At 72.4% G+C, this 12,418-nt stretch carries 13 protein-coding genes; 7 read left to right on the plus strand and 6 right to left on the minus strand.

The genetic code is table 11. From position 1 onward, the window contains the following. Nucleotides 1-18: 18 nt before the first annotated feature. From ABIA32_RS21180 to ABIA32_RS21190, 3 genes are all read right to left on the minus strand, one after another. Nucleotides 19-297, minus strand: a complete 279-nt coding sequence (locus tag ABIA32_RS21180) for a hypothetical protein (RefSeq protein WP_370097639.1) — start codon at nt 295-297, stop codon at nt 19-21. Further along, nucleotides 297-4,712, minus strand: coding sequence for an FtsK/SpoIIIE domain-containing protein (locus ABIA32_RS21185; RefSeq protein WP_370097642.1), 4,416 nt, complete (start codon nt 4,710-4,712; stop codon nt 297-299). The genes ABIA32_RS21180 and ABIA32_RS21185 overlap by 1 nt, the downstream gene beginning before the upstream one ends. Nucleotides 4,713-4,807: 95 nt before the next feature. Beyond that, a complete protein-coding gene (locus tag ABIA32_RS21190; RefSeq protein ID WP_370097645.1) occupies nt 4,808-5,107 on the minus strand; it encodes a WXG100 family type VII secretion target in 300 nt (99 codons plus the stop codon). A 424-nt stretch (nt 5,108-5,531) separates the two neighbouring features. On the opposite strand from ABIA32_RS21190, the gene ABIA32_RS21195 reads away from it, so the two are divergent. Then, the gene (locus ABIA32_RS21195; protein ID WP_370097648.1) at nt 5,532-6,947 is read left to right on the plus strand and encodes an RICIN domain-containing protein; all 1,416 of its coding nucleotides are present in this window, start codon (nt 5,532-5,534) and stop codon (nt 6,945-6,947) included. A gap of 8 nt (nt 6,948-6,955) precedes the next feature. On the opposite strand, the gene ABIA32_RS21200 is transcribed toward ABIA32_RS21195, so the two are convergent. After that, on the minus strand, nt 6,956-7,165 hold the full coding sequence (locus tag ABIA32_RS21200) for a hypothetical protein (RefSeq protein ID WP_370097651.1): 210 nt from the start codon (nt 7,163-7,165) through the stop codon (nt 6,956-6,958). Nucleotides 7,166-7,179: 14 nt separating this feature from the next. On the opposite strand from ABIA32_RS21200, the gene ABIA32_RS21205 reads away from it, so the two are divergent. The 3 genes from ABIA32_RS21205 (at nt 7,180) to ABIA32_RS21215 (ending at nt 9,971) form a co-directional block, all read left to right on the plus strand. Further along, entirely contained in the window at nt 7,180-8,175 is a 996-nt protein-coding gene (locus ABIA32_RS21205) for a sigma-70 family RNA polymerase sigma factor (RefSeq protein ID WP_370097944.1), read from the plus strand. A gap of 56 nt (nt 8,176-8,231) precedes the next feature. Beyond that, nucleotides 8,232-8,789, plus strand: a complete 558-nt coding sequence (locus ABIA32_RS21210; protein WP_370097654.1) for a dihydrofolate reductase family protein — start codon at nt 8,232-8,234, stop codon at nt 8,787-8,789. 369 nt (nt 8,790-9,158) lie between these two features. Then, complete coding sequence (locus ABIA32_RS21215) at nt 9,159-9,971, plus strand: hypothetical protein (protein ID WP_370097657.1); 813 nt, start codon at nt 9,159-9,161, stop codon at nt 9,969-9,971. Between the two features lie 79 nt (nt 9,972-10,050). Here the strand turns inward: ABIA32_RS21215 and ABIA32_RS21220 are convergent, their stop codons facing one another. Further along, nucleotides 10,051-10,182, minus strand: coding sequence for a hypothetical protein (locus ABIA32_RS21220; RefSeq protein WP_370097660.1), 132 nt, complete (start codon nt 10,180-10,182; stop codon nt 10,051-10,053). Nucleotides 10,183-10,301: 119 nt separating this feature from the next. Beyond that, entirely contained in the window at nt 10,302-10,715 is a 414-nt protein-coding gene (locus ABIA32_RS21225) for an ArsI/CadI family heavy metal resistance metalloenzyme (protein ID WP_370097661.1), read from the minus strand. Between the two features lie 82 nt (nt 10,716-10,797). Between ABIA32_RS21225 and ABIA32_RS21230 the strand changes: the two genes are divergently transcribed. Genes ABIA32_RS21230 through ABIA32_RS21240 form a run of 3 tightly spaced genes read left to right on the plus strand, consistent with a single transcriptional unit; the run spans nt 10,798 to nt 12,346 of the window. Next, nucleotides 10,798-11,169 carry a metalloregulator ArsR/SmtB family transcription factor gene (locus tag ABIA32_RS21230; protein ID WP_370097664.1) on the plus strand — a complete coding sequence of 124 codons (372 nt, stop codon included), beginning with the start codon at nt 10,798-10,800 and terminating at the stop codon, nt 11,167-11,169. Beyond that, nucleotides 11,166-11,915: an aquaporin gene (locus tag ABIA32_RS21235; RefSeq protein WP_370097666.1), complete on the plus strand. Its 750-nt coding sequence runs from the start codon at nt 11,166-11,168 to the stop codon at nt 11,913-11,915. Before ABIA32_RS21230 ends, ABIA32_RS21235 begins: the two co-directional genes overlap by 4 nt. Before the next feature lie 29 nt (nt 11,916-11,944). Continuing rightward, complete coding sequence (locus tag ABIA32_RS21240) at nt 11,945-12,346, plus strand: arsenate reductase ArsC (RefSeq protein ID WP_370097669.1); 402 nt, start codon at nt 11,945-11,947, stop codon at nt 12,344-12,346. Nucleotides 12,347-12,418: the final 72 nt, after the last annotated feature.

Consider the following 12,418-nt stretch of genomic DNA (forward strand, 5'->3'; position numbering starts at 1 on the left):
AGTTCTCCTTGACCTTGGTCACCCGTTCTGGAAGGTGTTCATCAACTGCTGCTCGCCCTGTGACCACGACTCGTCGACCTTGGTCACCTTGTCGCGCAGGCTCTTCATGTCCTTGACCATCGCGTCGCGGTGGACGGTCCAGTTGTCGGCGAAGTCGCCCATCGAGAGATTGGCGTTGTGCTGTCCCCAGAGCCCTTTGTCGTCGTTCTGGAAGTCCAACGCCCCCTCGAACTGGCCGATCAGCTCGTTGAGGTCGCTGACCAGGGTCTGGAGGTCCTTCACCACGAGGTCTGCCATCACTGCTCCTGCGTTGACGAAAGAGACGAGGGGGATGAGGGGATCGGGGCCGATTCGGGGACCTGCGTGGTCAGCAGGCTGCCGTTGCCCAGGTGCACCAGCGCCGCGCCCGGAACGACCCTGGCCGCGAGTTGGGAACGGGAGAGCCGGACGCCCACCAGGTCGCCGTCGCTCATGTTGGGCGGCGACAGCAGTGCGCCGCGCCGGTTCTTCTTGATGTCCGCCTGCCAGCCGGAGAAGCCCGCCCCCACGGAGGCGACGTCCCCGCCGATGATCACGCCCCGTCGGCTGCCGGACGCCCTGCGCACGAAGGCCTTCAGCCAGTCCCGGCAGGTCAGGTCGCGCCACGCCTCGGCGTCGTCGACCAGGAGCACCACCGGTCCTTCGCCGGGATCGAGCAGTTCGGCGAACTGCGCCTCGGTGGGCGCCTCGTCGGTGATGACGCCCCGCACGCCGGCCCGGCCCGCGAAGCCGCGCAGCGGGGAGTTCATGGGCGCGCCGATGACCACCTCGGTCCCGCCGCGCAGCAGCGACTCCGCCATGACGGCGAGTGCCGTGCTGCGCCCGGACCGGGAGGGTCCGGCGACCAGGAAGGTCGGCTGATCGCCCAGCAGGTCGGCCCCGACCGGTTCGAGGTCGTCGCCGCCGACCCCCACCAGCGCCCACATCGGGGCCGGGGTCTCGACCTGCTCCCACGCCTGGTCGAACGACAGTTGCGTGGGCAGCACCGCGATCCGGTTGGGGCGCGCCGACTTCGGGACGCCCGCCTCGCGCTCGACGAGCCGGGCCGCCAGCGCGTGCACCGCGGCGACCTGCGCCGGGCCCGCCGGGTCGGCCGCGACCAGCGCGACCTGGGTCTCGATCGCGCTGTTCGCGCGGTAACCGCGGCCCGGCGGCAGGTTTTCCGGGATCTTCCGCGGGTTCAGCCCGGCCAGGCTGGCGTCGCTGCGGTCCGAGAGCCGCAGCACGAGCTTGTCCTCGCACAGCGAGCTCATCCGGCCGCTCAGCAGCATCCGGTCACCGGCGATGACCAGGTGCACCCCGGCGCTGCCGCCTTCGCGGTGCAGGATCTGGATCAGCTCGGTCAGCGCCCCACCGTCGTACTCGCCGAGGGTGCTCATGAAGCCTTCCCAGCGGTCCAGCAACAGCAGGATGTGCGGCAGCCGCTCAGCCTCGGAGCTCGCCGCGCGTTGCTCGGCGACGTCGGCGAAACCGCCCTCGCCCAGCAGTCGCTGACGGTTCTGCACCTCGTCGTGCAGGCGCTTGAGCAACCGGACGGCCCGGTCGGTCTCGGAGCGCTGCACGACCGCGCCGCAGTGCGGCAGCCTGGAGAGCGGAAGCAGGGCGCCGTTGCCGCAGTCCAGCCCGTACAGGTGCAGGTCGGCCACTCCGGCCGCGCTCGCCGCGGCCGCCGCGAAGGTCCGCAGCGCCGTGGAGCGCCCGGAGCGCGGGGCGCCGATGATGTGCAGGTGTCCGAAGGTGGCCAGGTCCACTGTGACCGGCTCCTGGCGCTGCTGCATCGGCAGGTCCTGGACCGCCCAGGAGAACGACGGGTTGCCCCGCGTGCCCTGGACCGGGCCCGCCGCGAGCTCGACCACCGGCGACAGCGGCAGCGGCGGCAGCCACGGTCGGCGCTGCGGGGCGATGCCCACCATGTCGTTCGCCTGCCCGATCGCCGTCACCAGCACCGACAGGTCGGTCACCTCGGTGGTGGGGGCCGTGCTCTGTGGGCGCTGCGGCGCGGGCAGCCCGAGGTCCAGCCACGAGACGGGGTGCAGGAACGGCGCGGCCACCGCGGCGGTCGGATCGGCCGACGGGCGACGGCCCCCCACCCGGCCGGTCTGGAACGGGATCAGCGAGCTGTGCCCGAGCCGGGCGTAGGCCCGCCCCGGGGTCGACGCGGCGATGCTCGCGGCGTCGCGGGCGTCGATGACGTCGGTGCTCTCCCCGGAGTCGGTCACCCGCAGGGCGACCCGAAGGTTCGTGTTGGCCCGGATCTCCGCCGACACGACACCGGAGGGGCGCTGCGTCGCCAGGATCAGATGGATGCCGAGCGACCGGCCGCGCTGGGCGATGTTGACCAGGCCGGTGACGAAGTCCGGCAGTTCGCGGGCCATGGACGCGAACTCGTCGATGACGATGAGCAGGCGGGGGATCGGCGTCAGTTCGGGCCGTCGGGCGGCGTAGTCGAGGTAGTCCTCCAGGTCCTTCGCGCCCGCGGCCGCGAGCAGGTGCTCGCGGTGGGTCAGCTCCGCGCCCAGAGAGGTCAGCGCCCGCTCGACGAGATGGGTGTCCAGGTCCGTCACCAGGCCGACGGTGTGGGGCAGTTCGACGCAGTCCTTGAACGCGGCGCCGCCCTTGTAGTCGACCAGGACGAAGGTCATCGCGTCCGGGCGGTTCGCCACGGCCAGCGAGGCCACCAGGGTCTGCAGGAACTCCGACTTGCCGGAGCCCGTCGTGCCCGCCACGAGGCCGTGCGGGCCGTGGTTGACCAGGTCGAGGGCGAACGGGCCGTTGAGCGAGTACCCGACCACGGCCTTGGTGCTGCGGGCGGAGGAGCGCCAACGGGCCGAGATCGCGGCCGGGGTGGGCTCCTCCAGAGCGAGGATCTCCAGCAGCCGCGCGGAGCCCGGCAGCGCGGACTCGCCCTGGCTCTCGCTGACATCGCGCAGCGGCGCCAACTGGCGCCCGGTGGCGGCGAACCAGCTGTCGGCCACGTCGTCCGCCAGGATGCCGTCGATCTGCGCGGCACGCTGCTGGCTCAGGGTGGTCGGCCGCGCCTCGCCGCCGACCACGACGGTGGTGCACTCCTCCGGCAGGGTGCGCTCGTCGGCGTCGACGCAGATGCTGTGCACGCCGACCGCGGGCCCCTCCTGAAGCACCGTCACCACACCGGGCAGGGCCCGCAGTCGGCGGGCGCCGTCCAGCACCACGACCACGTCCGGGTCGGCGAGTACGGCTCCGGAACCGGCGTTGAGGCGTGCCTGCTGGCGGGCGGTGATGAGCTCGACCAGCTCGGCGACGCGGTTGCCCAGCGTCTCGGCGTCCGCGCCCACCAGGGCCAGGGCCTGCTGCCCGAGCTGCGGCCGGGTGTGCGGCAGCCAGGCCGCCCACTCCCACAGGGACTCCCCGGCCGGGTCGGTGAGGATGTAGAGCTGCAGATCGCGAGGGCTCTGCAGCACGGCCAGCTGGCCGACCAGCCAACGCGCCGTCCGCCGCGGCCACTCGTCCCGACCGGCGACGCCGACGACCCCCGCCTGTGCGAGGGAGAACGCGGCGGGGACATCGGGTGCCGCCCGCAGTTCCCGCTGGCGTTCGGTGCCCTCGTTCCCGTTCTCGTCGACGGCGATCCTGGTCGGCAGGTCGGCGATGCCGACCCGGACCAGGAGGTGGTCGGGATCGGTGCGGCGGCGTTCCCAGAGCCGGGCGCGCGGACCGGTCGCGATGACCAGCAGTTCGGCCGGGTCCGGGCTGGCGGCGCGGCGGTCCAGGCGTTCCTTGACCAGCGCCGCCGCGATCTCGGCCTCGGTGGCGTCCACCTGGTCGTGGAACTCGGCCACCTGTCGCCGGTGGCTGATCTTGCCCTGACGCCGCCCGGAGTACCAGCTGCCGACCATCATGAGCGGCGACATCGCCGCCATCAGCAGGAACAGCGGGTTGCGCGTCATCATCGCGATCAGGCCGCCGCCGACGGCGGGCAGAGTGGCCGTCAGCAGCGGCATCCCGCTCAGGGACGGCGGTCTGGGCCGGGCCGGGAGGCGGAACGCGGTGCGCTGCACCGGGGGGAGCAGCCGAGGGGGGCGGTTGTAGTCCAGGTACTCGCCGTCGGGGGAGGGTTCGACGACGGCGTCCGGCCGCAGCAGCGGGTGCGCCTCCAGGATGGTGTCCCCGACCCGGAGTTGGGCCGTCGCCCGCCAGACGACGTCGTGGTCGGGCAGGGGGGCGCGGTCGAGCAGGGCGGAGGCCGCCACGGCCCGCACCCGCACCTTGGCGTCGAGGGACACCCGGACGACGGCGACCACGGCCGGCTGGTCTCCGCCCAGGGTGATGCGGCATCCGGCCTCGGACCCGACGCGGTACTCGCCCGCTTCGAGGTACCAGACCCGCCCCGCGCCGCTGCCCGCCACCGCCCGGACGGTGACCAGGCCGGAGCGGGAGCCTGCGGCCGGGCCCGGCCGGTCGAGCCACAGCACGGCGCCGTCGTGCACCCCGCTGACCGCCAGCGGCTGGGAGAGGTCGAGCTGCTCGTCGGCGAGATAGACCGCGGCAACGCCCGGATGGCCGGACGGTGGGGCCTGCGACGCGTCGAGGCTGTCCAGCAGGTTCTTGACGACGTCGCGGAGCAGGATGCTCGGGTCGGCGTCCACGAGCACGTCCGCCGACCAGTCCGGGAGCCGGGCAATGGTGATCATCATGGGCATGGTTCCCAACCCCCTGGTGAATGCTGGCGTCCCCGCCTGTCACAGCCGGCGCGGGGTGCGCGTTGCGGTGCCGGCCACCGTTGGGCCGGCTACTTGTGGTTGAGGGAGCCGGCGAGCTGGGTGTCCATCTCGCGCATCGCGTCCACGGCCTTGTCCAGCCACTGCGAGAGCTGGTCCAGGGTCTCCATGGCCTGGTTGGCCGAGTTGACGAACTGGGTGTGCACCTCGTCGAACTTGCCGGACGCCTGCTCGGTGACGAAGCCGGACCCGGTGAGGCTGTCGACGATGCTCTTGCACTCGGTGAGCTTGGCGTCGATGTCGGCCTTGTTGTTGCGCATCCTGCTCGCGCTGTCGGACATCTCCTGATAGGTGACGTTCAGGTTCGCCATCGTGTGTCCCTTCTGTTGGCCCCGGGCGCCTTGGCTGACTGCGCGCCGACATGTTCGGCGACATGTCCGCGACACGTACGGCGGGGATGGTGTCGAGGCTAGGAACGGACCGGCCGACGGTCCAGCACCCCGGCAGGCTCTTGGGCCCAAGGGCCCAAGGTTCCCCCTGGTCCGGCGTTGACACGGACCTGACTCACGGTCAACGTTCTCAACACACCGCACGCCTGACGCTGCGACAGACGTCTGTCTGCGGTGTTCCGGAAGCCACCGGCCGCCCACAGTCGAGGAGATGAAGGTGACAATGCCGAGCCGATCCGCTGGTCGCGGTCCTCGCCGCGGCTACTGGCCCGCCTGGCTACGTCGATCGCGGAGGACCGAGCCGCCCTCGGGACTGGCCCCGCGTGTCGACCACGGTCTGTGGACCGTGGACCGAGTCGTCCGGGTCCTGGCCACCGCCTGCGACCGCGAGAACCGCGGCGTCCCTGTGGCCCACGCGATCGTCGTCGGGCCGGACTCGGTCCGGTTCCACCTGAAGACCCCCGACGAGCGGCCCCCCACCGGCTGGACCGCCGATCTCGGCGGCCGGACCTGGCAGGCGCCACTTCGCCGGCTCCAGAGCGCCGGCGTGGCCGAGTCACTGCCCGAGCCCTACCCGCGCCTGGTCTCGCTCGGTCACAACAGCAAGGGCTTCGTGCTGCTCAACCTCAGCCAGGCCGGTGGGATCGTCGGCCTGGAGGGCGACGCCCGGCAGGCGAGGGCCCTGGCCCAGGACTGGACCCACGAGCTGACCACGAGCCCCTGGTCACGGGACGTGCAGGTGGTCCGCGTGGGGTTCAGGCCGGGCACCGCGGACCCGGCCGGATCGACCGAGGCGCCGACCCTGGCCGATGCGGAGGCGGCCTTGGCCGCCGAGAGCGGCGGGGTGCTGCTGCTGGCCTCCCTGCCCGGGGGCCGGGACCGCGAGCGCGTCTACACACTGGCCAACGACCCCGAGGGTCGGTGGTCGGTGGTCGTCGTCGGCCGGGTCGAGCACCCGCGATGGCGCTTCACCATCGACGCGGCCGGCGTCGTCGACACCGGCATCCTGGACGAACCCGTGGCACGCCGGTTGGATCCGGGGACCACCTGGGACACACCGACCGAGGAGGACGCCGACGCCGAAGCCCCCGGACGCCCCGCCGGACACCCCGTCGGCGGAGCCGCACCCGGAGGCCGCCGGCCCGAACCGGCCATGGCCGCCCGTCGCCGGATCGTCATCGCGGCCGGGGTGGTCGCCTGCCTGGTCGGCGCCACGGGTGTGGTGCTCGCCCTGCAGGGTTCCTCGTCGCCCTCCGCGCATGCCTCCGCGCCGGTCGGCAACGCGTCCACCGTCCCCGGCGTGCCCCAGGGTGCCGCGACGTCCTCCCCGACGCCGAGCACCACGCCGTCGAGCCCCCCTGCCGCGAGCCCCTCACGGGCGAGCACGGCGCCCGTGAGCGCGGGACGCATGCTCGTGAATCCCGGCACCGGCAAGTGCCTCAGCGGCGGCGCGGGCACCGACGGCACACCACTGGTCCTGGCACGCTGCGACGGCAACGTGAACCAGGCGTGGGACGTCTCCCCCGACGGCACGCTCCGCTCCCAGGGCCTCTGCATGGACGCCGCCTGGGGCGCGACCAGCGTCGGCACGGTCGTGCAGGTCGCCAGGTGCAGCGGTAACCCGGCGCAGCAGTTCTCCCTCGTCGGCGACACCATCCACTCCAAGATGTCCAACCTGTGCGCGGGCGCGTTGAACGGAGGCACGGGAATCCGCCTCTTCCCCTGCGACCGCCGCCCGGCCGACGCCTTCAAACGACACTGAAGCCCTGCTCAGTGGCCCCGGTGAGCCTCGGGGCGGCGTATCACGTGCAAGCGCGTGAAGAGCACCGCGAGGCGTAGCGCCGCGACCGAGGCCACCCCCAGGCCCACGGCTGCGGCCGATTCGCCGACGACGCCGAGCGCGATCGCTGCCGCACCGGCGGCCCCGCAGAGCGCCAGGGCGGCGACGGCCGGGCGCCCGATCCCTGCACGTGCCTTCACATCCATGTGATGCCCTGGATTGCGGGTGTTCAGCCGACGAAGACCGGCATGATGGACCGGTGGACTTCGAGCCGTACCGGGGTGAACTGACGGCGTACTGCTACCGGATGCTGGGCTCCTACCAGGACGCCGAGGATCTCGTGCAGGAGTCACTGCTGCGCGCCTGGAAGGCCCGGGACCGGTACGACCCGGCGCGCGCGTCGGTGCGGACCTGGCTGTACCGGATCGCGACCAACGTGTGCCTGACCGCGCTGGAGGGCCGGGCGCGGCGTCCGCTGCCGTCCGGGCTCGGCGCGCCGGGGGAGGACCCGCGGGTGCCGCTCGTACCGGCACCCGAGATCCCCTGGCTCGAGCCTTTCCCCGACGCGCGCTTCGACCTGGAGGTCCGGGCCGACCTGAGGCTCGCCTGGGTGGCTGCGGTCCAGCTGCTGCCCGCGCGGCAGCGGGCCGCGCTCGTGCTGCGCGAGGTTCTCGGGTTCACCGCCGCGGAGGTCGCGGAGCAGTTGGAGACCACGGTCGCGGCCGTCAACAGCGCGCTGCAGCGCGCCCGCGTGGCGGTCGCCGTCGCGGGTGAGCGGATGCGGCTCGCCGAACTCACCGAGCCGGACGACCCCGAGGTGCGCGCGGTGGTCCAGCGCTACGCCCGGGCCTTCGAGGCGGCCGATGTCCCGGCGCTGGTTCGGCTGTTGGCCGAGGACGCGATCCTGGAGATGCCGCCCGTCCCGCTGTGGTACCTGGGCCGTCAGGACTACGGCCGCTTCATGGAGCGGGTGTTCGAGATGCGTGGCCGGGACTGGGCCACACAGCAGCTCACCGCCAACGGCCAGCCCGCGCTCGCCACGTACGTGCCTGAGGCCGAGGGTGGCGCGTTCCGACTTCACAGCTTGCAGGTCTTCGACGTCCACGCCGGTCGGATCACCTGCAACGTGGTGTTCGCTGATCTGCGACTGCTTCAGGCCTTCGGGCTGCGTTCGCTGATTCCTTGCGAAGAGTTGCGCCCGGAGCGATGAGTCCGGTCGGTGCCGCCGGTACGTACTGGTGAACACCACACCGAAGGAGATTCATCATGAGCGTCATCGTCATCGCGTTCACCACGCTGGACGGGGTCGTGTCCGACCCCGACGGCTCCGCCGGTACGCCGGGGGGCGGCTGGCTGTTCCGGTTCGGCCGGGAGGAGATCGACGGGGACAAGTTCGGGATCGGGAGCACGCTGGTGCAGGGGATCCTGCTGCAGGGGAGGGGCACCTGGCAGGAGTTCGCGAAGCTCTGGCCGCACCGCGAGGGCCCGTTCGCCGCGCAGATGAACGCCGTCCCGAAGCTGGTCGCCACCCGCACCCTGACCGACACCTCGGCCTGGGCGAACTCCCGGCTCCTCGACGGCGACCTCGTCGACGCCGTCAAGCGCGAAACGCGCGACGTCGTCGTCATGGGCAGCCTGGGCGTCGTACGTCAGCTGATGGCCGAGGACCTGGTCGACGAGTACCGGCTGATGACCTTCCCCACCGTCGTCGGCGCCGGCCGGCGGCTCTTCCCGGCCGACGGCCCGCACGCGGACCTGGAGTGCGTGTCGGCGGAGCAGGCCGGAGCCCTCGTCCTCACCCGCTACCGCCGGGCCGCCCGCTGAGGGCCTTCGGCCACGCAGCCGGGGGCGGTCGCGGACCGGACGACCGCGCCGCCCGGGCCGGCGGAGGCGATGCTCGGTGAGGCTGTCGTGCACCCCGAGGCCTGATCATGGTGATGACCGGACGCAAGGCACATCTGGAGGACGTCGCGGGCGAGGGCGTGGCGGTGTTGCGCGAGCGACCTTGACGTCCGGGAACCGGGGACGGAACCGGGAACGGAACCGGACGGGGTGACGATCCGTCAGAGGTGTATGACGCGAAGCAATCGTAGGTCGCTACACCGTCGTTCTCCGCTCGCAGGAGTGGCTGCCGCGTTGGTGTGCATGGCGGTGTTGGCCGGTTGTGCCTCGGGTTCGGGGGCCTCGCTCGGCGTGAGCGTCCAGCCGGCCCTCTCCCCGCAGGCGGCGGCCGACGCGGACGCCGCCGCGCTGCTGGCCGCGTTCCGGGCTCCGCCCGGGGCGAAGGAGCTGCCGGGCGCGCCGACGGTGGTGCCCTCGTTGTTGAGGCAGCCGCTCAGCCGGCCGAGTTCGCCCGACCTGGTGATCAGAACGACGTGGTGGACCTGGCCGGGCACGCCGGAGCAGGCCGTCGCGTGGATCACGGCGCACGCGCCGAGCGGGAGCAGGGCCGACGGCAGCGGGGCCTCGGTCGGCCCAGGCGAGCATGCGGTGTTCGAGGGCTTCTCCCGCCCGCCGACCGCCACGCTGTCTACGCGCACCGTGACTGCCGGGGCCGAGGCCTTCCACGGCGGGACGCTGCTGCGCGTCGACGCCGAGGTGGTCTGGCTGCCTCAGCGGCCGGCGGCGGCGCGGGTGCCGGCCGGGGTGAGCCGGCTGGTCGTGCTGGCCAACCCCGGACGGAGCGCGACGGGCGGCGCGCCCACCCTGGTGCAGTTGGCGTCGGTGACCGACCCGGCGTTGCTGCGTCGGGCCGCGGCGCTGGTGAACGCCCTGCCCATGGCCGGTGAGGGCAAGATCTCCTGCCCCATGGACCGTGGAACCCGGCTGCGGCTGGAGTTCTACACGACCGGCTCGTCCCCGGCGGCCGTCGTCGTCTCGGCAGTGTCCGGCTGCCTGCGAGTGGACCTGAGCGTGCGCGGCGGACCGCAGCACACGGCGCTCAGCGGTACGACGGGGTTCAACGAACAGCTTCTGGCGCTGTTGGGGCTGAGGTTCCCCGGGTGAGCACGTGGGCCGGTCCGGGCCGGGCCGGATGGGACCGGTGGCCCATGCGGGTGGAACGTGAGGCGCAGCAGGATCGGGGCTACCCGATCTGAGGAGGCGGCGCCATGGTCTTGTTGTGCAGCATGCCCCGGCGGGCCAGGCAGCGGATCCGGATCCGCTGCCTGCCGGGGCCGACGAGGACGGTCGGCCCGGCGATGGCGGTGGCGATCACGGCTCTACTCCCTTCTGCGGTGCTGACTTCTGTTGCGGCACGGGACCCGGCACCGCCAGGACCGCGTGCACGTACTCGAGGCCGTCGAGTCCGGCGGTGAGCGTGGCGATCTTGTGGTGTCAACTTCCGCATGCGCAGCCGGTGGCGGGGTCCTTGGCCAGCTGGTCGGCGTCGGCCTTCACGACGTAGACCTCCCAGGGCTCCGCGCCGGGGCCGGTGACCCAGACCTTGTCCTGGAGGGCGTAGCAGCAGGAGGTGTCGTTCTCCTCGAAGGTCGCCAGACCGGCGTCGCTGAGGCGGGTGGCTGCGGCAGAGACCTCGACGGTGGAGGCGACCTCGACGCCGAGGTGGTCGAGGCGGGTGGACTGGCCGGGCTCGCCCTGGATCAGGACCAGCTTGAGCGGGGGCTCGGCGATGGCGAAGTTGGCGTAGCCGGGGCGGCGCTTGGCGGGCTCGGCGCCGAAGAGCTTGGCGTAGAACGCGACCGAGGCGTCGAGGTCGGCGACGTTGAGTGCGAGCTGGACACGGGACATGGCGGCCTCCGGCAGATCTGCTTTGATGAGTGTCTATATGGGCGAGCTTGCTCGCGGATTAGATGGCTGTCAATATTGACGTATGTCGAATTTGGAGCTGCCGGTCCTTGGTCAGGCTGACGCCGTCGCGAGTGCGTGCTGCTCGCCGATGGTGCGCGAGCCGCTGGACGAGAGCGCGGCGGTGGACCTCGCGCGGATGTTCAAGGCGCTGGCGGACCCGGTGCGGCTGCGGCTGCTGTCGCTGATCGCCTCGTTTGAGGGCGGCGAGGCCTGCGTCTGCGACCTGACCGGTCCATTCGACGTGTCACAGCCGACGATCTCGCATCACCTCAAGGTGCTGCGCGAGGCTGGGCTGGTCGCGTCCGAGCGGCGGGGCACTTGGGTCTACTACTGGGTCCTGCCCGGCGCGCTGGCGCAGCTCTCGGCTCTGCTGCAGCCGGAGGGCACGAGATGAGCGCTTCTGTGTCGTTGCTCCGACGCGCGGCGGCGGAGTTCGTCGGGACCGGTGCGCTGGTCGCGATCGTGGTGGGCTCCGGGATCCAGGCCGTCGCGCTCACGCACGACGTGGCGTTGCAACTGCTGGCGAACTGCCTGGCCACGGTGGCCGGGCTGGCGGTCCTGATCGCCCTGCTCGGCCCGGTCTCCGGCGCGCACTTCAACCCGGCGGTCACGCTGGCCGCCTGGTGGTCCGGCCGACGCGACGGCGCCGGTCCGGGGTTGCGGGAGGTTGTCGCGTATGCGGGTGCGCAGACCGGCGGGGCGATCGGCGGGGCGGTGCTGGCGAACGCGATGTTCGCCGCGCCGCTGGTCGCGTGGTCGACGCACCAGCGGTCGGCTCCGCATCTGTGGCTGGCGGAGGCGGTGGCGACTGCCGGGCTGGTCGCGCTGATCTTCGGCCTGGCCCGGACCGGGCGTGAGCGGCTGGCGCCGGTGGCGGTCGCGGGCTGGATCGGGGCGGCCTACTGGTTCACCTCCTCCACGAGCTTCGCCAACCCGGCGGTGACGATCGGCCGCGCGTTCAGCGACAGCTTCGCCGGTATCGCCCCGGCGTCCGTGCCCGCGTTCGTGGTGGCGCAGGTGGTCGGCGCGGCGGTCGGGTTGGGCCTGGTGGGGCTGCTCTATCCCCACCGGGATGTCGATGTGCTGCCGGACCTGCCCGCGGCGCGCGGTGAAGTCGTCGCCGCTTCCGCCCCTCGCTGAACTTCTTCCGCCAGGAAACGAGCCCATCCGTGTCTTCTCCGGTCCCCTCCGTGCTGTTCGTCTGCGTGCACAACGCGGGCCGCTCCCAGATGGCCGCCGCCTTCCTCGCCCACCTCGCGAAGGGCAGGGTCGCGGTCCGCTCAGCGGGCTCCGCGCCTGCGGACCAGGTGAACCCAGCCGTGGTCGAGGCGATGCGCGAGGTCGGCATCGACCTCACCACCCAGATCCCGAAGCTGCTGACCACCGAGGCCGTGCAGGTCTCCGACGTGGTGATCACCATGGGCTGCGGCGACGCCTGCCCGGTCTTCCCCGGCAAGCGCTACCTGGACTGGGAGCTGGCGGACCCGGCAGGCCAGGGCGTCGCCGCGGTCCGTCCGATCCGTGACGAAATCGCCACCCGAGTACGGAAGTTGCTCGCGGAGCTGGGCTAACTCCCTGCTCCCGGGGGCTGGAAGTTCCTCCCCTGCATGACGGTGGGCCCCGGCTGTCCGCCCCCGTATCGG

This window comes from Streptacidiphilus sp. MAP12-20, assembly GCF_041262525.1.
In the GTDB taxonomy this organism is placed as follows: Bacteria; Actinomycetota; Actinomycetes; order Streptomycetales; family Streptomycetaceae; genus Streptacidiphilus.